Raw genomic sequence first — 26,427 nt, 5'->3', positions numbered from 1 at the left:
CGGAGCCGGTTCCCCGGCGACGAAGGTAGAATCGCACCATCCAGCCGCGAACGCGGCCCGTCCGGAGGAGTGCCATGACCGACACTGCGATGTCGACCGACCAGTCCGTTCGCGAGCACGGCGTCCTGCTCACCGACGCTGCCTCGCTCAAGGTGAAGAGCCTGCTCTCCCAGGAGGGGCGGGATGATCTCCGCCTGCGCGTCGCAGTCCAGCCCGGCGGCTGCAGCGGCCTCATCTACCAGCTGTACTTCGACGAGCGCTACCTCGACGGAGACAAGACGGTCGACTTCGACGGAGTCGAGGTGATCGTCGACGACATGAGCGTCCCCTACCTCGACGGCGCGACCATCGACTTCAAGGACACGATCTCGGAGCAGGGCTTCACGATCGACAACCCGAACGCGGCCGGCAGCTGCGCATGTGGCGACAGCTTCCACTGATCGCAGGAGATTTTCCCGCAGGCCCGGCGCGCTCCTCGGAGCGCCCGGGCCTGCGGTTTTCCGCTCCGGAGACACGGTTCAACCTGGGCGGATGGCCTGAATCGACTGAACGCTTGCCCTAGACTGGCAAGGTCCTCTTCACGACCCGGAAAGGTGCACCGTGCCCTCGAAACGCCGTATCCGCTGGGCCGTTCTCCCGATCGGGATCGCAACGGCCGCACTGCTCGCCGGATGCACCCCGACAGAGCTGAACGGCTACCTGCCCGGCTTCGTCGAAGACGGCACCCCGGCCACCGACCGCACCGACATGGTGTCGGGTCTGTGGGTCAACTCCTGGATCGTGCTTCTCGCCGTCGGCGTGATCACGTGGGGCCTGATGGGCTGGGCGGCGATCGCCTACCGGCGCCGCCGCGGTCAGACCGGGCTCCCCGTCCAGCTGCGGTACAACATGCCGATCGAGATCTTCTACACGATCGTGCCGCTCATCCTCGTCATCGGCTTCTTCGCGTTCACGGCGCGCGACCAGACGATCCTCGAGACGCAGTACGAAGACCCGGACGTCGAGATCACCGCCATCGGCAAGCAGTGGTCGTGGGACTTCCAGTACAACGGCGAGGACGAGGAAGACACCGTCTGGAGCATGGGCGTCCAGGCGCAGACCGACGCTGAGGGCAACATCACCAGCGAGCTGCCCACGCTCGTCCTTCCGGTCGACCAGACGGTCAAGATCAAGCTCCAGTCGCGGGATGTGATCCACTCCTTCTGGATCATCGACTTCCTGTACAAGAAGGACATGTACATCGGCAAGGACAACTACTGGTCCTTCACGCCGACCCGAGAGGGATCGTACGCCGGCAAGTGCGCCGAGCTCTGCGGTGAGTACCACTCGATGATGCTCTTCAACGTCGAGGTCGTGAGCGAGGGGGAGTACGAGGAGTACCTCGCCTCCCTCCGAGACGCCGGCCAGACCGGGGACATCAACGACCAGTACGACCGCCTCCAGAACCTGCCCGGAACGGGTGCAAGCGAAGAGGGAGACCACTGATCATGGCGACGACGCTTCCGCTTCAGGAGAAGACGCAGGGTCGCCCGACCACGCTGCCCCCTCGCCAGGCGGCGCTGCTCAGCGCTTCACGCGTCGAGCAGAAGGGCAACATCATCGTCAAGTGGATCACCTCCACCGACCACAAGACGATCGGCTACCTGTACCTCATCTCGTCGGTGCTGTTCTTCCTTCTCGGCGGTGTGATGGCGCTCATCATCCGCGCCGAGCTCTTCGAGCCCGGGATGCAGATCATCCCGACGAAGGAGCAGTACAACCAGCTGTTCACGATGCACGGCACGATCATGCTGCTGATGTTCGCGACGCCGCTCTTCGCCGGCTTCGCCAACGCGATCCTGCCGCTGCAGATCGGTGCGCCCGATGTCGCGTTCCCCCGTCTGAACGCCTTCGCGTTCTGGCTGTTCCTCTTCGGGTCGACCATCGCGGTCGCCGGCTTCCTCACCCCGCAGGGCGCGGCGTCGTTCGGCTGGTTCGCCTACCAGCCGCTGGCGAATGCCAGCTTCTCTCCCGGCGCGGGAGGCAACCTCTGGATGCTCGGCCTCGGCATGAGCGGTTTCGGCACGATCCTCGGTGCGGTGAACTTCATCACCACGATCATCACGATGCGTGCGCCGGGCATGACCATGTGGCGCATGCCGATCTTCTCGTGGAACACGCTGGTCACCAGCATCCTGATCCTCATGGCGTTCCCGGTGCTCGCCGCCGCCATCCTGGCCGCCGCCGCTGACCGCGTGCTCGGTGCGCACATCTACGACCCGGCCAACGGCGGCGTCCTGCTCTGGCAGCACCTCTTCTGGTTCTTCGGTCATCCCGAGGTGTACATCATCGCGCTGCCGTTCTTCGGCATCATCTCCGAGGTGCTTCCGGTCTTCAGCCGCAAGCCGATCTTCGGCTACAAGACCCTCGTCTACGCGACGATCGCCATCGCCGCGCTGTCGGTCGCGGTGTGGGCGCACCACATGTACGTGACGGGTGCTGTCCTGCTGCCGTTCTTCGCGCTCATGACGATGCTCATCGCGGTTCCGACGGGTGTGAAGATCTTCAACTGGATCGGAACCATGTGGCGGGGCTCCGTGACCTTCGAGACACCGATGGTGTTCGCACTCGGCTTCCTGGTCTCGTTCGTGTTCGGTGGACTCACGGGCGTCATCCTCGCGTCGCCGCCCCTGGACTTCCATTTGTCGGACTCGTACTTCGTCGTGGCGCACTTCCACTACGTCGTCTTCGGCACGGTCGTGTTCGCGATGTTCGCAGGCTTCTACTTCTGGTGGCCGAAGTGGACGGGCAAGATGCTCAACGAGCGTCTCGGCATGGTGCACTTCTGGATGCTCTTCATCGGCTTCCACATGACGTTCCTCATCCAGCATTGGCTGGGCGTGGACGGCATGGTCCGCCGCTATGCCGACTACTCCGAGGCAGATGGCTTCACCTGGCAGAACCAGGTGTCGACCGTGGGTGCGATCATCCTGGGCGCTTCGATGATCCCCTTCCTGTTCAATGTCTGGATCACGGCACGCAACGCGCCCCGGGTGACGGTCAACGACCCGTGGGGTTACGGCGCGTCGCTGGAGTGGGCCACCTCCTGCCCGCCGCCGCGGCACAACTTCACGTCGATCCCGCGCATCCGCAGCGAGCGTCCTGCGTTCGACCTCAACCACCCGGAGGCGGGCATCCCCGTCGGCGTGGGTCCCGCGAAGGACGCGCCCGAAGCTCCGGTTGTCGACCTCGCCGAGGGAGAGGTGAAGTAAGTGCGCACCAACACCGGACTCTGGTGGCTCCTCTGCGCGTTCTTCGTGCTGATGGCGGTCGTCTACACGGGCTGGAACCTGCTCTCGCACTGGGACACCAACCTCACCGGCAGCCAGTCGCTGTGGGAGACCGCGACGCGCTCGATCGAGTGGGTCGGCAGTGTCGCCCTGCTCTTCACCGCCTTCATGTCGGCGCTCATCGCCTTCTACATCGGCAAGGTGCACAAGGCACAGGGTGGCGAACTGCCCGAAGACATCCTGACCTCCGACATCGACGACGGCGACCCGGAGCTGGGTGAGTTCAGCCCCTGGTCGTGGTGGCCGATCGTCCTCGCCTTCTCGGCCGCGATCGCGATGATCGGCCTCGCCGTGGGGGCGTGGATGGTGCCAATCGGATTCGGCATCTTCCTCGTCGCGATCGTCGGCTGGGTGTACGAGTACTACCGCGGGTACTTCGCGCGCTGATCGTGGCGCTGCGCCCCTCGCGCGTGCGGCTGCGCGCCGCTGCGGTGTCCGACATCGGGCCTCACCGCACCGTGAACCAGGACGCCGCCTTCACGGCACCCTGGGGTGGTGCAGTGGCGGATGGCGTCGGAGGCGGACCGGCTGGCGACCTCGCATCTGCGGCGTTCGTGCACCGGCTCGCCGCCGGGCGTATCGGAACCGTGGATGCCCAGACGCTCGCCGTCAGCGTTCGTGAGGCGAATTGGGACCTGCGAGCACACGTCGAACGGGATCCGTCTCTCCACGGGATGGCGACGACCTTCACGGGCATCTTCGTATCGGAGAACGACTCCGTGCTGCTGGCGCACACCGGCGATTCCCGTGCGTATCTCCTGCGCGCCGGCACGCTCACGCAGCAGACGCGCGACGACTCCTACGTCCAGGCGCTCGTGGACCTGGGTCTCGTCGGGCCCGAGGAGGCGATCTCGCATCCGCGTCGCAACCTCATCACGGCCTCGCTCTCGGGAGCGGAGCGCGATGGGGCAGTGGTCGTCGAACACGACGCGCGCCATGGCGACCGTTGGGTGCTGTGCAGCGACGGGCTGAGTGACTACGTTCCGCTGGGCGACATCGCCGACGCGGTGTCGGCGCCTGATGCTGCGGTCGCCGCCGCATCCGCCGTCGGCGTGGCGATCCGCGCCGGGACGCGCGACAACGTCACGGTGGTCGTCTGCGATGTCGAGGTCGGGGCTGTGCAGTCCTTCTCGGATCGGCCCGACGCCTCCTTCTACGGTGCGGCGGCCCAGCGGTTCACCGAGGGCCTCGAATACGCCTGACCGGCGCCTGCGACCACGCGGTCACGCACCGCCGAGCGCGGCATTGTCACGTACCACCATCACCTGCGGGTCGAACGTGCGGGGGAGTGCTCCCTGGTCGTTCTCGGTCGGCTGCCCTTCGCGGATCCAGTACTCATAGCCTCCGATCATCTCCTTCACGCTGTAGCCGATCTTGGCGAACTCCAGGGCGCCCTTGGCGCCCGCGTTGCAGCCCGGGCTCCAGCAGTAGACGACCACGGGAACGGACGGATCGAGCTCGCGCGGCGCACGCTCGGCGATCTGCGCGTAGGGCATGTGGACTGCCCCCACGATGCGCCCCTGCGCCCACGCCTCGTCGCCGCGCACGTCGACGAGTACGAAGCGCCCACCGGCCTTCTGCGCGGCATAGACGTCCGAGGCATCCGTCTCGAGGGCGAGCTTGGCGGAGAAGTAGTCGAGAGCTGACGTCATGTGTCCACGCTACGACCCTGGCCCCTGCGTCGGAGTCGCACCGCGGTCAAGCCTCCACGGAATCCTGCCGACCCTGGTCGCGCGCCCCAGGGACCAATGGCGGATGCCCCGGCACCGGCGCCTCGAGGGGCGCGGTGCCGGGGCATCCGATCGAATCGATCCGACCTACTGGTTGGACTCCTTCTCGCGATTGCGTTTCTTTTCGCCGGTCTCGGGAACGATCACGTTCGACGGACGGACGGCGGTCTCGGAATTGCGACCGTCGTCGATCGGCGTGTGAGGCGCGTCGGGCACGCCGGCGCGCTCGTGAGCGGCCTGCAGCTCGGCGTCTTCCTCCGCGGCGATGTGGTCGAGCTCGTGGTGCTGGTGGGCCAGCGCCGCGTCGAGTTCTGCCTGGGTGACCGGCGTGAGCCGGTCCTCGAAGAACCAGCGCGAGAAGGCCGCGCGGAGGTTCTCGTGCCACGGGATACGGCCCTTCGCGTTCGGGCGCACGACCAGCGGTTCGTACGTCTCGAACCCGACGAGCTTGTAGCGCTCGTAGTCGTCGACAGGCTGGTGAACCTCGATGTACTCGCCGCCGGGGAGGCGCACGATGCGACCGGACTCGTACCCGTGCAGCGCGATCTCGCGGTCCTTCCGCTGAAGCGCGATGCAGATGCGCTTCGTCACGAAGTAGGCGACGACAGGACCGACGAAGAGGAGCGCCTGGAGGGTGTGGATGACCCCCTCCATGGTGAGCCAGAAGTGCGTCGCGATGATGTCGGACGCTGCGGCGGCCCACAGCACGGCGTAGAACGTGACTCCCGCGGCGCCGATCGCCGTGCGGGTGGCCGCGTTGCGGGGACGCTCGGCGATGTGGTGCTCACGCTTGTCTCCGGTGACCCACGCCTCGATGAAGGGGTAGATCAGCACGACGAGGATGAACACGCCGAGTCCGACGAGGGGGACCAGGATGTTGAACGACCACGTGTGGCCGAGGAACACGAACTCCCAGCCCGGCGGAATGAGTCGCAGAGCGCCATCCGCGAAGCCGATGTACCAGTCCGGCTGCGTTCCCGCCGAGACCGGCGACGGGTCGTACGGACCGTAGTTCCAGATCGGGTTGATCGTGAACAGGGCCGCGATCAGCGCGATGAAGCCGAACGTGATGAAGAGGAAGCCACCCATCTTCGACATGTAGACGGGCATCATCGGGTAGCCGACGACGACGCTGTTGGTGCGGCCGGCACCAGCGAACTGCGTGTGCTTGTTGATCACCATGAGCATCAGGTGCAGCACCAGCAGGCCGACGAGGATCGCCGGGAGCAGCAGGATGTGCAGGGAGTAGAGGCGCCCCACGATGGCGGTACCCGGGAACTCGCCGCCGAACAGGAGGAACGAGGTCCACGTGCCGATCAGCGGGATGCCCTTGACCATGCCGTCGATGATGCGCAGGCCGTTGCCCGAGAGAACATCGTCGGGGAGCGAGTACCCGGTGAAGCCCTCGCCCATCGCGAGGATGAAGAGGATGAACCCGATCACCCAGTTGAGCTCGCGCGGCTTGCGGAACGCGCCGGTGAAGAACACGCGGAGCATGTGCACGCCGATGCCGGCGACGAAGACGAGCGCCGCCCAGTGGTGCATCTGGCGCACCAGGAGACCGCCGCGCAGGTCGAACGAGATCTCGAGCGTCGAGGCCATGGCGGCGGACATCTCGATGCCGCGCATGGGGAGGTAGGCGCCGTGGTAGTGCGTCTCGACCATGGAGGCCTGGAAGAAGAACGTCAGGAACGTGCCCGTGAGAAGCACGACGACGAAGCTCCACAGCGCGATCTCGCCGAGCATGAACGACCAGTGGTCGGGGAAGATCTTCCGGCCGAGCTCCTTGACGAAGCCCGACAGGCTGGTGCGCTCGTCGATGTAGTTCGAGGCGGCGCCGACGAAACGTCCGCCGAGCGGCTTGTCGCGCGTGCCCGCGGGCTCTGCGTACGACGCCGGCTCCCGAGTCAGGTTCTCGGAGGGGTGCGTGGTGGTCATGATCAGTGACGCTCCCAGAAGCTCGGGCCGACGGGCTCGGTGAAGTCGCTGCGCGCGATCAGGTAACCCTCGTCGTCGACGGTGATCGGCAGCTGCGGCAGCGGACGGGCGGCGGGTCCGAAGATGACCTTCGCGGCGTCGGTGACATCGAACTGCGACTGGTGGCAGGGGCACAGCAGGTGGTGAGTCTGCTGCTCGTACAGCGCGACGGGGCATCCGACGTGGGTGCAGACCTTGGAGTACGCGACGATGCCGTCGTAGGACCAGTCCGCGCGCTCGGGCGATTCGGTGATCTGCTCGGGGAGCAGGCGCATGAGGAGGACGATCGCCTTGGCCTTCTCCTCGAGGTAGCCGTCGGAGTGCGAGATATCGGCGAGGTCCTCGGGGATGACGTGCACGGCCGAGCCGAGCGTCACGTCCGCGGCGCGGATCGGCTCACCCGTCGGGTCGTGTGCGAGGCGCGTGCCCTCCTTCCACATCGTGTGGCTGAGGAGGTAGACGGGGTCGCCGCCGTGCGGGTGCTCGGGGGTGTCCTGAGGCGCGAGACCGCGGAAGAGGACGATCGCGGGAGCGACCGAGGCGACGAGGGCCGCGATCAGCGAGTTGCGGATCATCGCCCGCCGGCCGAAGCCCGACTCCTCGTTGGCGTCCGCGAACGCCTGGATCGCCGCGGCTCGGGTCGTGTCGCGACCGCGCGTGGCGTGACGCGGCTCGACGTACTCCTTGTCGGACATCACGGCCTTCGACCAGTGGATCGCGCCGATGCCGATGGCGAGCAGCGCGAGCGCGATGCCGAGGCCGATGAACAGGTTGTTGTTCCGGATGTCGATCATCCGGCCGCTCTCGATGGGGAAGAGCATGTAGGCCGCGATGGCCCAGATGCTCCCGGCGATCGAGATGTAGAAGAGCGTGTAGACCGTGCGGACAGCCCGCTTCATGGCGGCCGGATCCTGGTCGGTGATCCGCTCGCGGTGCGGCGGGAGCTCCGGGTTGTGCACCGGGTCGGTGACCGCGACGGCGAGCCCGGGGGAGGGCTTCCAGGAAGCCCTCTCGTGCTCGAGCGGGTCGTCCTCGTGTGCCATGCTGCTCCTCGTCAGTTCTTGCGTATCAGTGAGTTCAGTTGGATTTCGCCGTGATCCACACGGTGATGGCGATCAGAGCGCCGATGCCGAAGATCCAGATGAAGAGGCCCTCGGAGACGGGGCCGAGCGAGCCGAGCGTGAATCCGCCGGGCGACGTGGTGTCCTGCAGGAAGAGCAGGTACGTGATGATGTCGCGCTTCTCCTCGACCGTCAGGGTCATGTCGTTGAAGACCGGCATGTTCTGCGGGCCCGTCACCATCGCGGCATACATGTTCAGCGCCGAGGTGTTGTACAGCGCGGGAGCGTACTTGCCCTCGGTCAGCGCGCCACCGGCACCGGCGACGTTGTGGCACATCGCGCAGTTGATGCGGAACAGCTCGCCGCCCTCGGACGCGTTGCCCTCGCCGTCGAGCACCTCGTCGTCGGGGAAGGACGGGCCCGGGGCGATGCTCTGGATGTAGGCGCCGACCGCCGCGATCTGCTCGTCGGTGAACTGAACGGGCTTCTGGGGCGCCTGCGGTCCCTGCATCTGCAGGGGCATGCGGCCCGTGCTCATCTGGAAGTGCACGGCGAGCTCGCCGACGCCGTAGAGCGACGGCCCGTCGTTGGTGCCCTGCACGTCCAGACCGTGGCAGGTCGCGCAGTTGGCCTGGAACAGCCTCTCGCCGTCCTCGACGGTCGACGCACTGGCCACCGTCGACTCGGTCGTGGTCGCGGCGACGGCTGCGGATGCGCCGGCGTAGACGCCGCCGGTGATCAGCAGGCCGATGCCGATGAGTGCTGCTGCCGCCCAGGGGCTGCGGCGGCCTTTCGAGCGGCGCGGGGTGTCACGTGCCATGTCGGGAATCAGCTCCGCTCTTATTTCAGGAAGTAGATGACGAGGAACAGGGCGATCCAGACGACGTCGACGAAGTGCCAGTAGTACGACACCACGATCGAGGAGGTCATCTCTTTGCGCCCGAAGTTCTTGACGGCGTAGGCGCGGCCGATCACGAGGAGGAACGCGATGAGACCGCCGGTGACGTGGAGCGCGTGGAAGCCGGTCGTGAGGTAGAACGCCGACGCATACGAGTTCGCGTCGATCGGCATGCCCTCGGCGACGAGCTGGGCGTACTCCCACACCTGGCCGGAGACGAAGATCGCGCCGAGCGCGAAGGTCAGCCAGAACCACTCGACCATGCCCCAGCGCTGCCAGAAGCTGTTCGACTTCACGGTGTAGGGCTGGAAGCGCTCGGCCGCGAACACACCCATCTGGCACGTGACGGACGACAGCACCAGGATGATCGTGTTGACGGTCGCGTACGGGATGTTCAGCAGGGCAGTCTCTTGGGCCCAGAGTTCGGGCGAGGTGCTGCGCAGGGTGAAGTAGATCGCGAAGAGGCCCGCGAAGAACATCACCTCGCTGCCGAGCCAGACGATGGTGCCGACGGCGACCGGGTCGGGCCGCTTGACGGACCGCATGGCCTGGGCGTAGGTCGCTGAGGAGGTCGTCACGCTCCCCATTATGGCCGATTCAGGGGCACGAGTTTCGCATCGGGGGCCACCTATTTGGCTGGATCGCGACTTAGGGGGGCCTAAGAGAAGTCCGGGAGCGGGCCGTGAAGTCGCGGTGAAGACCCGGAACCGCCCTCGGCGGGATGGAGTGTCACGAAACGATTGCGATTCGCTGCGGTCGATAGGCTTCTGCATATGGCGGAGCTGTACACCTGGCCGGACGTTCTCACCACGCTTCTGGACCGACGCGACCTCAGCGTCTCGGAGTCGACCTGGGCGATGCGGCAGATCATGTCCGGCGCGGCGACGCCCTCGCAGCTGGCGGGATTCCTCGTCGCGCTGCGGGCCAAGGGGGAGACCGTCGACGAGATCGTCGGCTTCCGCGACGCCATCCTCGAGGCGGCCTTGCCGCTGCGCGTCGACCCGGCCGTCCTCGACATCGTCGGCACGGGTGGCGACCGGTTCGGAACCGTCAACGTCTCGACCATGTCGGCGCTCGTCGCGGCGGCATCCGGCGTCCCCGTCGTCAAGCACGGCAACAGGGCCGCGAGCTCGTCGTCGGGGTCGTCCGACGTGCTGGGCGCCCTCGGCGTCGACCTGTCCCTGCCTCCCGAGGCGGTGGCCGAGGCACTGTCTCGCGCGGGGATCACCTTCGCGTTCGCGGCCGCCTTCCACCCCGGCTTCAAGCACGCCGGTCCCACGCGGAGCGAGCTCGGCGTGCCGACCGTCTTCAACTTCCTCGGCCCGCTGTGCAACCCGGCCCGCGCCGAGGCGAACGCCGTGGGCGTGGCGCACCTCGACCGGGTCCCGCTCATCACCGGCGTCTTCCGCACCCGCGGCGCGACGGCGCTGGTGTTCCGCGGCGACGACGGCCTCGACGAGCTCACCACGACGGGCCACAGCCGGCTGTGGGAAGTGAGCCGCGGCGACATCCACGAGCACGACCTCGACCCGCGCGACCTCGGCATCCCGCTGGCCGATATCGACGACCTGCTCGGCGGGGATCCGGCGCACAACGCCGCGGTCGTGCGCCGCGTGCTGGGCGGTGAGGAGGGGCCGGTGCGCGACATCGTGCTGCTCAATGCCGCCGCGGGAATCGTGGCCTACCGCCTTTTCCGGGACGCCGCGCAGGTCCAGCGGCCGATCCTCGAGCGCCTGGCCGAAGCGCGGGATGATGCGGCGGAGGCGATCGACTCCGGCGCCGCCACGACGACGCTCGACCGCTGGGTCCAGGTCACGCGCGATCTCGGTGCCTGACAGGGCGTTCTCACGGCGAGGGGCTTACGCGTCGTCGCACGGCGGCGCTAGCGTGGCGCAGAACCGACCGCTCGCCTGGAGGACGCCATGACCCAGCAGACCGCCGCCGCTACCGCAGACGTCATCGAACCGCCCGCCAAGAGCGTCGGATTCGTCAAGGCGGTGGGGATCCTCGGCATCATCGGGGGCGTGCTGCTGGTCGTCGTCGCCATCATCGCGTGGATCGGCGTCACCACGCAGCTGACGGCCGAGAACATCACGATCCCCGACGATGCAGCGGCCTTCCAGGGACAGCAGGTCACCGGCCCCGTGACCGCCTACATCCAGGCCGACGTCATCAACAAGCACGCCCTCGAGGCATCGGGCGGGAAGACGTACGCCGAGTTGCCCCAGGACGACCCGGTGCGCGCCACCGTGATGCAGGCGTCCTTCCTCCGCGCCTCGCTGTACACCTCCGTCGTCGCCTACGGGGTCGCCCTGTTCGCGGCCGGCATGGGCGTCCTCGCCATCCTCTTCGGCTGGGCGATCCACCGGCTGGCCGCCGTGCCCGTAGTGGTCAAGCGCTCGGCCGTGAGTGCAGGCACGTGACGACGCCAGCCGTTCGGGCCTCGCGCGCATGAATCCGCACGAGGCCCTCACCGAGATCGCGACGCTGCTGGAACGCGAGCGGTCGTCGCGCTACAAGTCCAAGGCGTTCCGCGCGGCGGCGGACGCCATCGTCGGCCTCAGCGACGAGCAGCTGCGGGATGCCCCATCCCTGCGCCGCCGCAAAGGGATCGGCGATTCCACGTTCGCCGTGATCCAGGAGGCGCTGGGCGGCGGAGTGCCGTCGTACCTGGCCGATCTGCGCGAGCGCGCGGGCGTACAGCCGGCCTCGGCACTGCGGGGGAGCCTCCGCGGCGACCTCCACTCCCACAGCGACTGGTCCGACGGGCTCACCTCGATCGATCTCATGGTCGCCGCGGCCCGGGCGCTCGGTCACGAGTATCTCGCGCTCACCGACCACTCGCCCCGGCTGCGCGTCGCCAACGGCCTGTCGCCCGAGCGGCTGCGTGATCAGCTCGAGGTCGTCGCCGGCATGAGCGGTGACGGCTTCACGCTGCTGTCGGGCATCGAGGTCGACATCCTCGACGATGGCGCGCTGGATCAGGAGCCCGACCTGCTCGACCAGCTCGACATCGTGGTGGCGTCGGCGCACTCGAAGCTGCGCATGGAGCGCGGCCCGATGACGCGGCGCCTGGTGGCGGCCGCCTCGAATCCGCACGTCGACGTGCTCGGCCATGTCACGGGTCGCCTGGTCGAGGGCTCTCGCGGCACGAGGCCTCCGTCGACCTTCGACGCCCGGCCCGTCTTCGAGGCGTGCGCCGCGCACGGCGTCGCGGTCGAGATCAACTCCCGCCCCGAGCGGCAGGATCCGCCCGACGACCTCATGACGATGGCGCTGGAGATCGGATGCCTCTTCTCGATCGACTCCGATGCCCATGCGCCCGGGCAGCTCTCGCTCATCGACCACGGGGCCGCGCGTGCCGAGAAGATCGGCGTGCCCCCCGATCGGATCGTCACGACATGGCCGCTCGAGCGGCTGCGCGAGTGGACCGGGCGCGAGCGCTGATCCGCCGGCAGGTCAGGCCCGGCGGACGCGGTCGAGCGCCTCGACGATGCGGTTCATCGCGGCCCCCAGTGCCCAGCGTTCGGCGAGAGCCGAGGCATCCGCCCTCCCCTTCTCGTCGAGCGGGCGCAGTGTGGCGTCGACCTCGGGCAGGTCGAGATCGCGCACGACCGCCACGACCTGCGGAGCGACCTCCAGGTACGGCGCGCCGGCCAGCATCTTCGCCCGCACACGTGCGGACATGCCCTCGCCGGCCTCGGCCGCGGCGATGATGCCGGCGAGGTCTCCGTGGGCAGCGAGGAGTCCTGCGGCGGTCTTCTCGCCGATGCCTGCGACACCCGGGAGCCCGTCGGAGGAGTCCCCGCGCAGCGTCGCGAAGTCGGCGTACTGCGACGGGAGCACGCCGTACTTCGTCACCACGGTCGCGTCGGTGACGATCTCGAGATTGCTCATGCCGCGGGCGGTGTAGATGACCCGGACGTCGCGCCCGTCGTCGACGAGCTGGAAGAGGTCGCGGTCGCCGGTGACGACGTCGACCGGCAGCGCGGCACGCGTCGCGAGGGTGCCGATCACATCGTCGGCCTCGTGCTCGGCGGCGCCGACGATGGCGAGGCCCAGCGCGCCGAGCGTCTCGCGGATCACCGGCACCTGCGCTTCGAGCGGGTCGGGGACGACCTCGATATCGGGGCCGACGGCCACCACCTCGGCGACCCGGTGCGTCTTGTACGTCGGAATGAGGTCGACGCGCCACTGCGGACGCCAGTCGTCGTCCCAGCATGCGATGAGGTGCGTCGGCTGGTAGGTCGTGACGAGCTTCGTGATGATGTCGAGGAACCCTCGCACCGCATTCACCGGCGTTCCGTCGGGCGCGCGCACCGTGTCGGGAACGCCATAGAACGCGCGGAAGTACAGCGAGGCGGAGTCGAGCAGCATCAGGCGGTCGGTCACGTCGTTCATCCTGGCACGCGTCGCCGGCGCCGGCAGAGGAGGGACGGATGCCGCGGCATCCGATCCCCGGTCATGTCAGCCGGTAGGTGACGTGCGTGACGTGCGGCGTGGACCGCACGCGCACCGGGTCGAGGGCCAGCGGCGGGACCCCGTCGAACAGACGCACGACGTCGGTGCGGCCGTTGAGCCCGAGCGTGACGGGCGCGATGTGGAGCCGGAGCTCGTCGATGAGCCCGCGCGCGAGGAACTGGTTCAACGTGTCGGCGCCGCCCGCGATCGAGACGATGCCGTCGCCGGCCGCATCGCGGGCCCGCTCCAAGGCGGCTTCCGGTCCGTCCGTGACGAAGTGGAACGTGGTGCCGCCGTCCATCTCGACGGACTCGCGCGGGTGGTGGGTGAGCACGAACACGGGGCCGTGGTACGGCGGCTCGGGCCCCCACCAGCCGCGCCAGTCGCCCGTCCACTCGCCGCGTATCGGGCCGAACATGTTGCGCCCCATCACGTAGGCGCGGCCCTCGAGGATCGCGTCGAGCTCCTCGCGGTGGTCGTCGGCGTGATCGAACATCCAGGAGTGCAGGGCGCTCTGGGCGGACTCGCCCAGGGGATTCTCCTCGCTCTGGTGAGGCCCGGCGGAGAAGCCGTCGACGGAGACGGCGATGTCTGCGGTGACTCGTGTCATGCGCCCACCCTGCCGGTCGCCGAGCCGCTGCGCCACCCGTTCCGTGTCACGGCGGACAGCGGCGCGGTCACGGCACCGTCCGTTCACCTGGTCGTCGCGCGGCGTACGACCGGCGTGCGCCTGTTCGTTCACAGGGGCCGTCCATCGTGAGGAGACGGCCGCGGCAGGAGGTGACATGGCTCGCAACGATGTGATCGCGTGGGTGGAGTCACCCCTCCAGCTGGTCGGCGCAGCCGAGTGGGCCGCCGCGCACCGCACGACCGTCCCGGTCGCCGGGCGCCTCACGGCGCAGATGTCGGCCACCGCCGACGAGCTGCTCGAGCGGGGCGCTCGCTTCGGCGACATGGAGCCCTACCTCGGCATCCCGTTCGCGCTGCTGGCGCGCCACGGGCACTGGCTCGTCGGCGACGGCTTCTCGGGCCAGTTCCGGCTCGCGGCATCCGTCCTCCGGCCGCATCGCGTGACGTTCCTCGACGACGGCGCGAACGCGGTCGCGTACGCCGACGCGCTGCTGGGGCGCCGCGAGTACGCACGGCCGGGCGTGGCCGAGCGCGGACTGACGACGCGGCTCGCCCCGATCGCGCACGTGGCGGTGCTGCGGCGCGCGGCTGCGCGGCGTGCCGCGTTCTTCACCGCCTTCGATCTCGGCGCCGAGCGACGGGATGCCCTGCAGGACCGCGGGTTCGGCATCCGTCGTCACCACTTCGATTGGACCCGCCAGAGCGCGCCCGCGGCACCCGCCCTCGGCGGACGGATCGTTCTGGGCAGCGCCCAGCCGGTCGACGGGCGCATGACCCTCGACGACTACGTCGCGTGGGTGACGGATGCCTCGGCCCCCGGCCCCGCCGTCTATCTGCCGCATCGGCGGGAGACTCCGGCGCAGCTGGCGGCGGTGGCGGGGATCCCCGGGCTCGCGATCCGGCGGACGGATCTGCCCGTCGAGCTCGTCCTCGCCGGTGCGCAGGGCGCTCTCGACGTGCGGACGCTCGCGTCGAGCACCACCACGACGCTGCCGCTCGTGCTCGACGGCACGGGGTCGACGGTGCGCGTCGGTTCGGGGCCGGTCAGGGTGGGCGGAGCCGCGTGAGCGAGGTCGTCGCGATCATTCCCGCGCGCGGCGGGTCGAAGGGGATACCGCACAAGAACCTGCGGCGCGTGGGCGGAATCCCTCTCGTCGCGCGAGCCGTCGACGCCGCGCGGCGGTGCCCGTCGATCGACCGGGTCGTGGTGTCCACCGACGACGACGACATCGCCGCGGTCGCCGCGGAGTGGGGTGCGGAGGTCATTCTCCGGCCGGGCGTGCTGGCGGGAGACGAGGCGACCTCCGAGAGCGCGCTGCTGCACGCATTGGAGGTGCTCGATGAGCGCCGGGTGGATGTCGGCGTGATCGCCTTCCTGCAGGCGACCTCGCCCTTCATCGATGTGCCCGCGCTGCACGATGCCGTGCTGCTGGTGAGGTCGCGCCGCCGGGACAGCGTGTTCTCCGCCGTCGAGACCTACGGATTCCTGTGGAGCAAGGCCGCCGGCTCGGCCGCCCGGGCTCTCAACCACGATGCGAGCGTCCGGCCTCGCCGGCAGGACCGCGACCCGCACTATCTGGAGACCGGCGCGTTCTACGTGCTGCGTGCGGCCGGCTTCCGCGCGATGGGGCACCGGTTCTTCGGGAGCATCGGGATCGCCGAGGTGCCCGAGCGCACGGCGATCGAGATCGACACGGCGGCGGAGCTCGAGATCGCCCAGGCCCTCGCTCCGCTCATCGACCGCCCCGGCACGATCGACGTCGACGCCGTCGTGACGGACTTCGACGGCGTGCACACCGACGACTCCGCGACCGTCGCGCAGGACGGCACCGAGGCGGTGACTGTCAGCCGGTCCGACGGCATGGGGGTGGCGCTCCTGCGTTCGGCGGGAGTTCCGGTGCTCATCCTGTCGACCGAGCAGAACCCGGTCGTCACGTCGCGGGCGCGCAAGCTGCGGGTCGACGTCGCCCAGGGCGTCGACGACAAGTGCGAGGCGCTCCGGACCTGGGCCGGTGGCCGCGGCATCCCGCTGTCGCGCATCGCCTACGTCGGCAACGACGTCAACGACCTGTCGTGCCTCGGCCTCGTCGGCTGGCCCATCGCCGTCCCTGACGCGCATCCGCTCGTCCTCGCCGCCGCCCGCCTCGTGCTCGACCGCCCCGGCGGCGCGGGCGCCGTGCGCGATCTCGCCGACCGCGTGCTGGCGGGGCGGGCCGAGGCATCCGTCACCCCTCGCACCGCCCCTCAGGAGGCACCATGACCGTCACCATCGGATCCCGCGTCGTCGGAGGCGGGCGACCCGCCTACGTGATCGCCGAGATCGGCCTCAACCACAACGGCGACGTCGACCTCGCCAAGCAGCTCATCGACGTGGCCGCCGACGCCGGCGCCGACGCGGTGAAGTTCCAGAAGCGCACCCCCGAGCTCGCGACGCCCGAGCACATGCGCGACATCCCGCGCGAGACGCCGTGGGGAACCATGTCGTACCTCGACTACCGACGCCGCGTCGAGTTCGACCGCGACGAGTACATCGAGATCTCCGACCACGCTCTGCTGCGCGGCCTGGAGTGGTTCGCGTCGCCGTGGGACGAGCCGAGCGTGGCGTTCCTCGAGGACCTCGGGGTCACGGCTCACAAAGTGTCGTCGGCGTCGCTGACGGACCACGCGCTGCTCGGCGCCCTGCGCGACACCGGCAAGACGGTGATCCTCTCGACCGGGATGTCGACGATCGAGCAGATCGACGCCGCGATCGGCGTGCTCGGCACGGAACGGCTGCTCCTCATGCATGCGACGTCGACGTACCCGATGGAGCCGGGCGAGGCGAACCTGCGGATGATCCCGGCGCTGCGCGACCGCTACCCGGGCGTGCCGGTCGGCTACTCCGGCCATGAGCGGGGCCTGCAGATCTCGCTGGCCGCTGTCGCGCTGGGAGCCGTCGCGGTCGAACGGCACATCACGCTCGACCGCACGATGTGGGGCTCCGATCATGCGGCCTCGCTCGAGCCCGCCGGACTTCACCACCTGGTGCGCGACATCCGCGTGATCGAGGCGGCGCTGGGCGACGGGGTCAAGCGCGTGTACCCCGGCGAGCTCGCCCCGATGGCGAAGCTGCGTCGCGTTCCGGCGTGAGCGGGCCGCGCGCGGGCGGGAATGCGACCCGACCGGGGGCGGGTGCGCCGCGACGGATCGTCGCCATCGCCGACACCGATTCGTACGTCAAGTGGGCTGCCGCGCTCGTCGGCACGCTCGAAGCGGGGTGGGATGCCTCGCTGCTCGTACTCGAGACGCCCCTGGCGGTCTCCGACGCGCAACTGCGTGCGGCGCTCAGCGGGAGCAGTCTGCCGCGGGCCCGGGTGACGCGCGTGACGTGGGAGCGGCTGGGCCCTTCACTGCGGGCCCTCGCGCCCGACGCCGTGCTGCTCGCCGCACGCGGACCGCTCGTGCGCGTGCTGGCCCGCGAGATGGCGAGGTCCGACCCGCGGCCGGTGATCGTGACCGGCCTGCCCGGGATCTCGATCCCGGCGACGCGGAAGGCGATCGCCTACCGCACGCAGTGCGACCTGTTCGTGCTGCACTCGCACCGGGAACGTCGTGAGTTCGCGGCGCTGGCTCGGGAGCGGGGGATGCCGCAGCGCTTCGCGCTCGCGACGCTCCCGTTCGCGCGGCGGGGCGACGGTCCTTCGCGCGCCGTAGGCGGAACGGATCTCGTGTTCGCTCCGCAGGCGAAGGTGCCGGCGGAGCGGGCCGACCGGCTGCGGGTCGCCCGGCTCCTCGTGCGCACGGCGCAAGCGGAGCCCGGCCGGCGCGTGGTGGTCAAGCTGCGAGCGTCAGCGGGGGAGCAGCAGACGCACGCCGAGCGCGACAGCTATCCCGACCTTCTCGCGACGCTCGGCCCCCTGCCGCGGAACCTCGTGATCTCGACGCAGGCGATGGGGCGGGCGCTGGCATCGGCCGAGGGGCTGGTCACCGTGAGCTCGACCGCCGCGGTCGAGGCCATGGCGCTCGGCGTGCCGGTGATCGCGCTCGACACCTTCGGTGTGGGCCCCGAGCTCATCAACGAGGTGCTGGCCGATGCCGGACTGCTGGGAGGCGAGCAGGACGTCGTGGCGCGGCGGTTTCGCATCCCGGATGCCTCGTGGCTCGAGGACAACTACTTCCACGACTCTGCGGCGGACGACTGGACCGACCAGGTTCGGCGTCTGATCGACGCGCGGCGCGCGGGCTTGCTGGCGCCGCGGCGGCCGCTCGTGCGGCGCGGCGGTGCCGTCCGGGACGCGTGGGAGCGCAAGTCGGTGCTCGGTGCGCACGACAGATCGGTCGGAGGCCTCGCTGCGCTCGCCGTCGGCGTTCCCGCGCGAGAAGCCGCGCGCGCGGTGCAGCGGCTGCGCGGCGTGCGCGTCGAGGTGCGGTGAGTCAGCAGCCGGGGCCGCGCGGGTTCTCGCGGCACGTCCGCTCGACGAGCGCGGTGCGCACCTCGACGACCTCGACCGCGTAGCCGCCCGCGCTCGCGGTCACGTAGCCCGGGACCGGTCGCCACGTGCCGCTGCCGAAGTCGACGGATGCCTCGTACCGCACGGTCACCGAGACGTCGTAGGTGCCCCGGCGCCCGTACGCGTGGCTGGTGGCGGTGGGGGTGAACTGCGCCTGGCCGAGGTCCTCCCACGTGGCCCCGCCCGTCGAGGCGACCGCGGAGGTGCCGTCGCCGTGATCGAACGCGAATGCGACGGGGGTGAAACGCACCGTCACGTCCCAGCCGAGCACGGTGCCCGGGATCGTCTGCTCGGACGCCGTGGCCACGAGGTTCGCCGGCATGCCGACGACGCCGAAGCCCGCGGGCTCGCCGCTGAGCGACGGACGGGCGGGCCGGAACGACGCGAGATCGGCGAGCGTGAGGTCGGGGACCGTTGCGACGGAGTAGCTGTCGCGGCACAGACCGGTGCACTCCTCGGGCTCGACCGGGCCGGGGGCGGGGGCGTTGGATCGCGGGGGTGCGGCGTCGTTTCGGGGCGGAGGCGAGCCGGGGCGATTCAGACCCGCGGAGATGTCCACGTGCGAGCCGGAGTTGGAGACATCGCACTCGCTCTGCCAACCGCTGAAGTCGCAGTCATCCGCCATCGCCGGTGCGGCGAGAGAGAGGGAGCCGACACCGAGAGCGACGCCGAGGAGAATCGAGAGATTCAACCGCACGTCGGTCCTCCATCGCGACCACTGAAGTCCGCGATTAGCAAGCCAGTTGAACTGGTCCCCGTGAGATGGAGTGTGACAAGCATGCTCTGCACGTCCGGACGATCGTCGCTCACCACGGACGTTCCGTCCGCATCGACGAGCGTTACGCCCGACACGTCAAGGCAGACATTTAGCGCTACAGTGTCGGAGTCGACTGACGCAAGCTCGACGGTCCGCGCAAGGCTCCCGCCGTCCACTGTCCAGCCACTGGCGTGCATCTCGCTAAATCTTGTTCGCGCCTCCGCGTTGGCTTCGCCCGTCGTCCAGGCATAGACGGCCTCGAACGTCTCAGGGTCGCTGAGATCGACGTCGTTGAGCGCGTCCACGTACGCCCGATACGTCGCCTCAGCCGCGGCGAACGCCTCGGCGTCGCTGGTGAAGGCCGGCGCCGGCTCGGCGTCGACAGTCTGGGGCGTGCATCCGGCGAGCAGTCCGACGGCGACGAACACCGTGAGGGCCAGTCGTGAAGGGCGCGAGGTCACACCTCCACGCTAACCGCCAAGCGCTTACCCGCTTCGCCGTTATCCACATCACCGGCGGCCGATGCGTGTCGAGCCGAGGCGTGGAGGAGCCGGCGATCGCGTGGGGGCCCGTGACCGCCGGCTCTGGGCGACTCGATGAGGCCGCCCCTCGTGTCCCTGGGGGTGAGCACGAGGAGGGGTCCCGGTGCGAATCGTGCCGTCGGGTCCGCATCGCCGATCGATCCTGTGGGGGAGGGTCCGACCTCGCGGAGACACCTCCATGATCCCACCAATGGACTGTGAACGGGCTGCGGCTCTCGGCGCGGCAACGGCCGACCATCCTGCGTAGGCCGGCTGTCGGATGGGCACGTAATCTCGATGCGATGCCCTCCTTCGACGACCGCTCCTCCCAGCTGGGCGCCCTGCACGGTGAAGCCGTCGAGCGTCTCCGTCGTCTCGACGACCACATCGCTCAACTGCGATCCGACCGCGGCGCCGACAACGCCGACGACGAGCACGATCCCGAGGGTGTGACGCTGTCCACCGAGTGGGCGCGGCTGGAAGGACTGCGCGACGCCGCGATCCGGGAGCTCGCCGAGATCGACGCCGCCGTGGCGCGCGTCGCCGCGGGCGACGACGGGCGCTGCGTCGACTGCGGTGGCCGCATCCCGATCGGACGACTGATCGCGCGCCCCGCCGCGACCCGGTGCGTGGACTGCGCCACGCGGGCGGGAGGCTGACGTGTCGTTCGGTGCGGCGGCCTTGCTCCCGTCGGGTGATCCGCGCTTTCCCCGACCCGCCGGTCACGCTCCTTGCCCGTGCGGAAGCGGCGACGCCTTCAAGCGATGCTGCGCGCCGCTCCTGGGCGGAAGCCCTGCTCCCTCGGCCGAACGACTCATGCGCTCGCGCTACACCGCTTTCGTCGCAGGAGACGCGCGGTACCTGGCAGAGACGTGGCATCCGGGCACCCGACCCGACGACCTCGACCTGGACCCCGTTCGGCGATGGAGCGGCCTCGAGATCGTCGCCGTCGACGGCGGCGGTCCGCAGGACTCCCGCGGCACCGTCGAGTTCCGTGCCTCCTGGCGGCACGGGAGCGAGCGGGGCGTGCTGCACGAGCGCAGCCGCTTCGTGCGGCAGAGCGGGCGCTGGTGGTACGTCGACGGGAACGTTCGCTGACCCGGTCCGCACGGCCCTCGTGCCTGCGCGCCGCCGATACCGTGGATCCATGACCACTCAGGCCGAGAAAGCTCAGTCCCTCGAGCGGCTCCACGCCGCCCCCGAGATCCTTCGCGTCGTGAACGTGTGGGACGCCGTGTCCACGCGCACGATCGCCGCGCTGCCCGAGACACGCGCGATCGCCACCGCCGGGCACTCCATCGCCGCGACCTACGGCTACGCCGACGGTCAGATCCCGCTCGAGACGATGCTCGACATGGTCGGCCGCATCGTGGAGGCCGCCGGCGACCTTCCGGTGACGGCCGACCTCGATGACGGCCACGGCGACGCGGGAGAGACCGTCCGCCGTGCGATCGCGAAGGGTGTCGTGGGCGCCAACGTCGAGGACCGGCTCAAGCCGCTCGACGAGTCCGTCGCCGCCGTGCGCGCCGTCGTCGCGGCCGGGGAAGCCGAGGGCATCCCGTTCGTCCTCAACGCGCGCACCGACGCGTTCGTCCGCGGCGGCGGGCGGCCGGTCGAGGAATCGATCGCCGACGCCATCGAGCGCGGGCGCGCATACCTCGACGCCGGCGCCAGCCTCGTGTTCATTCCGGGCATCCTCGACGCCGACGTCACGCGCCGCCTCGTGGACGGGATCGGCGAGCGCAAGATCAGCGTCATCGGGCTCCCGGGCGCCCTCAGCTCGACCGAGTACGAGGGGCTCGGCGTCGCCCGCATCTCGTACGGGCCGACCACGCAGCGGGTCGCGCTGACCGCGCTCCAGGATGTCGCCGCCGACCTGTATCGCGGTGGCGTCATCCCCGCGTCCACGCGCACGCTCAACTGATCCCGGTCGTGACCGCCTTCGAGCGCGCCCTCGCGCGAGGACCCGTCGTGCTCGACGGCGGTCTCGGCACCCATCTCGAGGCCCGCGGGAACGACCTCTCCTCGCATCTGTGGTCGGCGCGCCTGCTGGCGGAGGATCCGGGGGAGATCCGCGCGGCCCACGCCGACTTCTTCCGCGCGGGGGCCCGCGTCGCGATCACCGCGTCGTACCAGGTCAGCGCCGACGGGCTCGCCGCGGCCGGGTTCGACGATGTCGACGCGCTCCTCCGCCGCAGCGTCGACCTCGCCCGCGAGGCGCGCGCCGAGGCCGGCCTGTCTGCGGACGAGGCGTGGGTGGCGGCATCCGTCGGGCCTTTCGGCGCAAGCCGCGCGGACGGCAGCGAGTACACCGGTAAGGACGGCCTCGACCTCGCTGCGCTGCGAGCCTGGCACCGACCCCGCCTGCACGCGCTCGCGGCTGCGGAGCCCGACGTCCTCGCGGTCGAGACCCTGCCGTCGCTCACCGAGGTCGAGGCGGTGTGCGCCGAGCTCGACGGGCTCGGCGTCCCTGCGTGGGTGAGCATGACGGTCGCAGGCGGGCGCCTGCGCACGGGGGAGTCGTTGACGGATGCCGCCGCCATCGCCGGCTCGACGAGCGGCGTGATCGCGATCGGCGTCAACTGCTGCGCGGCGGATGACGTCGCTCCCGCGCTCGCCGAGCTGCGCGCGGCGTCGGCGCTTCCCCTCGTGGCCTACCCGAACAGCGGCGAGGAGTGGGATGCCGCTGCTCGATCGTGGGCGGGCGATGCTGCTCCGGCGCACGCGGCGTCGTCCGCGTGGGTGGACGCCGGAGCGCGCCTCGTCGGCGGCTGCTGCCGCGTCGGACCGGAGGAGATCGCGCGCATCGCGCAGGCGGTGGGCGGCGGCTGACGGGAATCCGGTCGGGTCGGCAGGCGTTGTCACGAGCATGCAGCCCCGCCCCGCCGACGTCGTCGTGATCGGCGCCGGACAGGCGGGGCTGTCCGCCGCGTACCACCTGCAGCGTCTCGGCTACGCGCCGGTGCGGCAGGCTTCACCCGGCTCGGAGACGTTCGTCGTGCTCGACGCCGAAGAGGCTCCGGGCGGTGCGTGGCAGCACCGCTGGGCGTCGCTGCGGATGGGCACCGTCAACGGCATCCACGAGCTGCCGGGGTTCGCCGTGCCACCCGCCGACCCGGGAGCGGCGAGCCGCGACATCCTGCCCGCGTACTTCGCCGCGTACGAGGAGCGGTACGCGCTCGACGTGGTGCGGCCGGTGCGGGTGCGCGCAGTCCGGCGCGAGGACGACGACCCCACGGGCAGGCTGCTGGTCGAGACCGATCAGGGAGCGTGGGCGGCTCGCCACGTCATCAACGCGACCGGGACCTGGACCCGCCCCTTCTGGCCGCGGTACCCCGGACAGCGGCGGTTTCGGCGGCGTCAGCTCCACGTCGCGGACTACGTCTCGCGCGACGAGTTCGCCGGGAAGCGGGTGATCATCGTCGGTGCGGGCATCTCGGCGGTGCAGCTGCTCGACGAGATCTCGCACGTGGCCGACACCTACTGGGTGACCCGTCGCGAACCGGAGTGGGTCGAGGACGCCTTCGACGTGCCCGCGCGCGTGGCGGCGATCGCGGGTGTCGAGGAGCGGGTGCGACGCGGCCTGCCGCCGGGGAGCGTCATCTCGGTGACGGGCATGCACTGGACGCCGTGGGCACGCAGCGCGCAGGCGCGCGGAGTGCTGGTGAGGCATCCGATGTTCACCGAGATCGAGGAGGAGGGCGTGCGCATGCCGGACGGCACGTTCGTGGGCGCCGACGTGATCCTGTGGGCGACCGGGTTCCGGCCGGCTCTCGACCACCTCGCCCCGCTGCGGCTGCGGACGCCGGAGGGCGGCATCCGTGTCGCGAACGGCCGCTCGCTCGACGAACCGCGCCTGTTCCTCATCGGCTACGGGCCGTCTCAGTCGACGATCGGCGCGAACCGGGCCGGTCGCGACGCCGTGCGGGCGATCGTCGCCGGGCGGGCGGCCGCGGCTGCCTGACGCTGCCGCCTCAGTCCGTGTCGCGCAGCCACTCGCGGAGGACCCGGGCGGGTCCCCACGCGCCCTCGGACGTGTTGGAGACGACTGTGACGGTCGTGCGCGAGTCGGGGTCGAAGCGGGTGCGGATCGAGACGCCGGCGTCGTACCCCTCGAGGACGATCCCGGGTCCCGCCTGGTCGAGCCAGAAACCCAGCCCGTAGCGCAGTCCCTCCGACTCGACGTCCCGGCGGGACCGCCACATGTCCTCCACGACGGATGCGGGCAGGACGGCCCCGTCGGCGAGCGCACGCCAGAAGGTGCTCACGTCGCCGACCGTCGTGAAGGCACCGCCGTCGCCGTTCCCTCGCACCGGCAGGTGGAGGACGTTCGTTCGCAGTGACGACGGGTCCTCGAACAGATAGCCGAGGGCCGCGTCGCCGGGGAGCTCGTCGGTGCGCAGGAAGCCGGTGGCCGCCAGGCCCGCCGGCGTGAAGACCCGATCCCGGACCAGGTCGTGGAACGGCACGCCGCTCGCCCGCTCGGCAATGATCGCGAGCACGACGTACCCGCCGTTGTTGTACGCGAATCGCTCCCCGGGCGCGGACTTCTGCGGATGCCCGTCGATCGCCCGCACGAAGCCCTCGGTCGTCGCCAGCTCGTGCACGGGCACCGAGAGCACGTAATCGTCGACGCTCCCATCGTCGTCTTCGTCGAGGTAGTCGCCGATGCCCGAGGTGTGCGACAGCAGGTGCTCGACCGTGACGGCGTCGTCGATGGACGGCAGGTCCTCGTTCAGGATGCCCCGCACCGGCGTGTCGAGGCGCAGCGTGCCGTCGCCGACGAGCGACATCACGGCGAGCGCGGTGAACGCCTTGCTCGCACTGGCCATCGCGAACCGCGTGTCGACGGTGTTGTCGATGCCGTGTGCACGATCGGCGCGGCCGTAGGCGCGGCGGAACACCGGCGTGCCGTCGACGTCCACCGAGATCGCTCCGCTCATCGCGTCGGCGCGGGCGCGATCGTCGAGTGCGGAGGAGAGGACGTCGAGGTCGCCGTGGGTCACGGTCTTCACGCTAGATCGCCGGTCCTCTCGGCGCCAAGCGGGTACCGTGTTCTGACGAGTCGGCCGACGCGCCGGCCGGAAGGACCTCGCATGAGCATCACGGGCGAATTGTTCCGCCGGAAGCCGGTGACGGCTCCTGTCGAATCCCCAGGCGGTCTCACCCGGCGCATCGGAACCTTCCAGCTCGCGATGCTGGGTGTCGGCGCCACGATCGGCACCGGCGTCTTCTTCGTCATGCACGAGGCGGTGCCGCTGGCCGGTCCCGCAGTCATCCTCGCCTTCCTCATCGCCGCCATCGCGGCGGGCCTGACCGCCGTCTGCTACGCCGAGATGGCCTCGGCCGTGCCGGTGTCGGGCTCCACCTACTCCTACGCGTACGCAACGCTCGGCGAGATCGTGGCGATGGGTGTCGCCGCGTGCCTCGTGCTCGAGTACGGCGTCTCGACGGCCGCGGTCGCATCGGGGTGGAGCGGCTATCTCGATCGCCTCGTGAGCGACCTGTTCGGCTGGAGCATCCCCACCGCCCTTACCGTGGGCCCGCTCGAGGGCGGCATCATCAACCTCCCGTCGGTCGTGCTGGTGGGCCTGTGCGCACTGCTGCTCATCCGCGGTACGCGGGAGTCCGCGACGGTCAACACGATCATGGTGCTCATCAAGGTCGGCGTCCTCGTCATGTTCGGCGCCATCGCGATCACCGCCTTCCAGGCGGATCACTTCGCCGACTTCGCCCCCCACGGCGCAGCCGGCATCACGGCGGCCGCAGGAACGATCTTCTTCACCTTCATCGGCCTGGACGCCGTCTCCACCGCGGGCGATGAGGTGCGTGATCCGCAGCGGTCGCTGCCGAGGGCGATCATGATCGCCCTCGCCGTCGTCGTGGCGGTCTACCTCTTCCTCGCGGTCGCCTCCGTCGGCGCGCAGCCGTGGCAGGACTTCGAGGACCCCGAGCAGCAGAGCGCGGGCCTCGCCGTCATCCTGGGCGATGTGCTCGGCGCGCAGTGGCCGGCGACCGTCCTCGCCGCCGGCGCGGTGATCTCGATCTTCTCGGTCACGCTCGTCACGCTCTTCGGGCAGAGCCGCATCCTCTACTCGATCGGCCGAGACGGGCTCCTGCCGAAGCCCTTCGCCCGCGTGGCGCCCCATACGCACACCCCCGTTTTCGCGACCGTGGTCGCCGCGATCGCGGTGGCTCTGCTGGCCGGATTGATCCCGCTGTCGAATCTGTGGGACATGGTGTCGATGGGCACGCTCGTCGCCTTCATCGTGGTGTCGATCGCGGTCGTGGTGCTGCGCCGCACGCAGCCTGACCTGCCGCGCGCCTTCCGCGTGCCCGGCTATCCGGTCACGCCGGTGCTCGCGATCCTCGCGTGCCTGTATCTGATCAGCGGGCTCGGCTGGGAGACGTACGCCTGGTTCGCCGTGTGGCTCATCGTGGTGCTCGCCTACTATCTGCTGTGGGGGCGCCGCCACAGCCTTCTCGCCCGCGAGAGCGCGGGGACGGATGCCTCGGCCGGCACGGCCCCGCCGAGCAGGTAGCCACGGCACGCCCTGCGCGCGGCCGGGTGAC

Annotated in this window: 28 protein-coding genes; 18 read left to right on the top strand and 10 right to left on the bottom strand. The window is 70.0% G+C overall.

Annotated features, from left to right (window positions below):
* Positions 1–74: 74 nt before the first annotated feature.
* From HF323_RS11530 to HF323_RS11510, 5 genes are all read left to right on the top strand, one after another.
* Positions 75–440, top strand: coding sequence for an iron-sulfur cluster assembly accessory protein (locus HF323_RS11530; RefSeq protein WP_169582700.1), 366 nt, complete (start codon positions 75–77; stop codon positions 438–440).
* A 160-nt stretch (positions 441–600) separates the two neighbouring features.
* Entirely contained in the window at positions 601–1,485 is an 885-nt protein-coding gene (gene coxB / locus HF323_RS11525; RefSeq protein ID WP_169582699.1) for a cytochrome c oxidase subunit II, read from the top strand.
* A gap of 2 nt (positions 1,486–1,487) precedes the next feature.
* Positions 1,488–3,251: a cytochrome c oxidase subunit I gene (ctaD, locus tag HF323_RS11520; RefSeq protein ID WP_169582698.1), complete on the top strand. Its 1,764-nt coding sequence runs from the start codon at positions 1,488–1,490 to the stop codon at positions 3,249–3,251.
* Positions 3,252–3,716, top strand: a complete 465-nt coding sequence (locus HF323_RS11515; protein WP_169582697.1) for a cytochrome c oxidase subunit 4 — start codon at positions 3,252–3,254, stop codon at positions 3,714–3,716. It begins immediately after the preceding gene.
* A 2-nt stretch (positions 3,717–3,718) separates the two neighbouring features.
* Positions 3,719–4,531, top strand: coding sequence for a protein phosphatase 2C domain-containing protein (locus tag HF323_RS11510; RefSeq protein ID WP_317451061.1), 813 nt, complete (start codon positions 3,719–3,721; stop codon positions 4,529–4,531).
* Positions 4,532–4,552: 21 nt separating this feature from the next.
* On the opposite strand, the gene HF323_RS11505 is transcribed toward HF323_RS11510, so the two are convergent.
* From HF323_RS11505 to HF323_RS11485, 5 genes are all read right to left on the bottom strand, one after another.
* Complete coding sequence (locus tag HF323_RS11505; protein WP_169582696.1) at positions 4,553–4,981, bottom strand: rhodanese-like domain-containing protein; 429 nt, start codon at positions 4,979–4,981, stop codon at positions 4,553–4,555.
* 165 nt (positions 4,982–5,146) lie between these two features.
* Complete coding sequence (locus tag HF323_RS11500) at positions 5,147–6,997, bottom strand: cytochrome bc complex cytochrome b subunit (RefSeq protein WP_223169317.1); 1,851 nt, start codon at positions 6,995–6,997, stop codon at positions 5,147–5,149.
* Between the two features lie 2 nt (positions 6,998–6,999).
* The gene (locus tag HF323_RS11495; protein WP_169582695.1) at positions 7,000–8,079 is read right to left on the bottom strand and encodes a Rieske 2Fe-2S domain-containing protein; all 1,080 of its coding nucleotides are present in this window, start codon (positions 8,077–8,079) and stop codon (positions 7,000–7,002) included.
* 34 nt (positions 8,080–8,113) lie between these two features.
* Positions 8,114–8,917: a cytochrome c gene (locus HF323_RS11490; protein WP_169582694.1), complete on the bottom strand. Its 804-nt coding sequence runs from the start codon at positions 8,915–8,917 to the stop codon at positions 8,114–8,116.
* A gap of 20 nt (positions 8,918–8,937) precedes the next feature.
* Positions 8,938–9,582, bottom strand: coding sequence for a heme-copper oxidase subunit III (locus HF323_RS11485; protein WP_169582693.1), 645 nt, complete (start codon positions 9,580–9,582; stop codon positions 8,938–8,940).
* Between the two features lie 186 nt (positions 9,583–9,768).
* On the opposite strand from HF323_RS11485, the gene trpD reads away from it, so the two are divergent.
* The 3 genes from trpD (at position 9,769) to HF323_RS11470 (ending at position 12,442) form a co-directional block, all read left to right on the top strand.
* A complete protein-coding gene (trpD, locus tag HF323_RS11480) occupies positions 9,769–10,830 on the top strand; it encodes an anthranilate phosphoribosyltransferase (RefSeq protein WP_169582692.1) in 1,062 nt (353 codons plus the stop codon).
* A gap of 87 nt (positions 10,831–10,917) precedes the next feature.
* Entirely contained in the window at positions 10,918–11,418 is a 501-nt protein-coding gene (locus HF323_RS11475; RefSeq protein ID WP_169582691.1) for an aromatic ring-opening dioxygenase LigA, read from the top strand.
* A gap of 28 nt (positions 11,419–11,446) precedes the next feature.
* Positions 11,447–12,442 carry a PHP domain-containing protein gene (locus HF323_RS11470; RefSeq protein ID WP_169582690.1) on the top strand — a complete coding sequence of 332 codons (996 nt, stop codon included), beginning with the start codon at positions 11,447–11,449 and terminating at the stop codon, positions 12,440–12,442.
* A gap of 12 nt (positions 12,443–12,454) precedes the next feature.
* On the opposite strand, the gene HF323_RS11465 is transcribed toward HF323_RS11470, so the two are convergent.
* Complete coding sequence (locus HF323_RS11465) at positions 12,455–13,387, bottom strand: 5'-3' exonuclease (protein ID WP_169582689.1); 933 nt, start codon at positions 13,385–13,387, stop codon at positions 12,455–12,457.
* A gap of 70 nt (positions 13,388–13,457) precedes the next feature.
* On the bottom strand, positions 13,458–14,066 hold the full coding sequence (locus tag HF323_RS11460; RefSeq protein WP_169582688.1) for a dihydrofolate reductase family protein: 609 nt from the start codon (positions 14,064–14,066) through the stop codon (positions 13,458–13,460).
* Between the two features lie 175 nt (positions 14,067–14,241).
* On the opposite strand from HF323_RS11460, the gene HF323_RS11455 reads away from it, so the two are divergent.
* Genes HF323_RS11455 through HF323_RS11440 form a run of 4 tightly spaced genes read left to right on the top strand, consistent with a single transcriptional unit; the run spans position 14,242 to position 18,498 of the window.
* Positions 14,242–15,153: a hypothetical protein gene (locus tag HF323_RS11455; RefSeq protein WP_169582687.1), complete on the top strand. Its 912-nt coding sequence runs from the start codon at positions 14,242–14,244 to the stop codon at positions 15,151–15,153.
* On the top strand, positions 15,150–16,346 hold the full coding sequence (locus HF323_RS15740; RefSeq protein ID WP_169582686.1) for an acylneuraminate cytidylyltransferase: 1,197 nt from the start codon (positions 15,150–15,152) through the stop codon (positions 16,344–16,346). Before HF323_RS11455 ends, HF323_RS15740 begins: the two co-directional genes overlap by 4 nt.
* Positions 16,343–17,215 (top strand): N-acetylneuraminate synthase family protein, encoded by an 873-nt coding sequence (locus tag HF323_RS11445; protein WP_169582685.1) that lies wholly within the window; start codon positions 16,343–16,345, stop codon positions 17,213–17,215. Before HF323_RS15740 ends, HF323_RS11445 begins: the two co-directional genes overlap by 4 nt.
* Complete coding sequence (locus HF323_RS11440) at positions 17,212–18,498, top strand: DUF6716 putative glycosyltransferase (protein ID WP_169582684.1); 1,287 nt, start codon at positions 17,212–17,214, stop codon at positions 18,496–18,498. The genes HF323_RS11445 and HF323_RS11440 overlap by 4 nt, the downstream gene beginning before the upstream one ends.
* Position 18,499: 1 nt before the next feature.
* Here HF323_RS11440 and HF323_RS11435 read toward each other — a convergent pair whose 3' ends face one another.
* Together HF323_RS11435 and HF323_RS11430 are read right to left on the bottom strand one after the other, a co-directional pair.
* Entirely contained in the window at positions 18,500–19,273 is a 774-nt protein-coding gene (locus HF323_RS11435; RefSeq protein ID WP_317451060.1) for a hypothetical protein, read from the bottom strand.
* Positions 19,264–19,794: a hypothetical protein gene (locus HF323_RS11430; RefSeq protein WP_169582683.1), complete on the bottom strand. Its 531-nt coding sequence runs from the start codon at positions 19,792–19,794 to the stop codon at positions 19,264–19,266. The genes HF323_RS11435 and HF323_RS11430 overlap by 10 nt, the downstream gene beginning before the upstream one ends.
* Before the next feature lie 362 nt (positions 19,795–20,156).
* On the opposite strand from HF323_RS11430, the gene HF323_RS11425 reads away from it, so the two are divergent.
* Genes HF323_RS11425 through HF323_RS11405 form a run of 5 tightly spaced genes read left to right on the top strand, consistent with a single transcriptional unit; the run spans position 20,157 to position 23,818 of the window.
* Complete coding sequence (locus tag HF323_RS11425) at positions 20,157–20,513, top strand: TraR/DksA family transcriptional regulator (RefSeq protein WP_169582682.1); 357 nt, start codon at positions 20,157–20,159, stop codon at positions 20,511–20,513.
* 1 nt (position 20,514) lies between these two features.
* Positions 20,515–20,952, top strand: coding sequence for a YchJ family metal-binding protein (locus HF323_RS11420; RefSeq protein WP_169582681.1), 438 nt, complete (start codon positions 20,515–20,517; stop codon positions 20,950–20,952).
* A 49-nt stretch (positions 20,953–21,001) separates the two neighbouring features.
* Complete coding sequence (locus tag HF323_RS11415; RefSeq protein ID WP_169582680.1) at positions 21,002–21,778, top strand: isocitrate lyase/phosphoenolpyruvate mutase family protein; 777 nt, start codon at positions 21,002–21,004, stop codon at positions 21,776–21,778.
* A gap of 8 nt (positions 21,779–21,786) precedes the next feature.
* Entirely contained in the window at positions 21,787–22,686 is a 900-nt protein-coding gene (mmuM, locus tag HF323_RS11410) for a homocysteine S-methyltransferase (protein ID WP_317451059.1), read from the top strand.
* A 37-nt stretch (positions 22,687–22,723) separates the two neighbouring features.
* Entirely contained in the window at positions 22,724–23,818 is a 1,095-nt protein-coding gene (locus tag HF323_RS11405) for an NAD(P)-binding domain-containing protein (RefSeq protein WP_169582679.1), read from the top strand.
* 10 nt (positions 23,819–23,828) lie between these two features.
* On the opposite strand, the gene HF323_RS11400 is transcribed toward HF323_RS11405, so the two are convergent.
* Positions 23,829–24,860, bottom strand: coding sequence for a serine hydrolase domain-containing protein (locus tag HF323_RS11400; protein WP_317451058.1), 1,032 nt, complete (start codon positions 24,858–24,860; stop codon positions 23,829–23,831).
* A gap of 90 nt (positions 24,861–24,950) precedes the next feature.
* Here HF323_RS11400 and HF323_RS11395 point away from each other — a divergent pair, with 90 nt between their 5' ends.
* Positions 24,951–26,396 (top strand): amino acid permease, encoded by a 1,446-nt coding sequence (locus HF323_RS11395; RefSeq protein WP_169582678.1) that lies wholly within the window; start codon positions 24,951–24,953, stop codon positions 26,394–26,396.
* Positions 26,397–26,427 lie beyond the last annotated feature (31 nt).

The sequence above is a fragment of the Microbacterium sp. MF43 genome (assembly GCF_012847295.1).
Lineage (GTDB): Bacteria > Actinomycetota > Actinomycetes > Actinomycetales > Microbacteriaceae > Microbacterium.
Note: the sequence above shows the minus strand (reverse complement) of the source record. Positions and strands in the feature narration are given on the sequence as shown.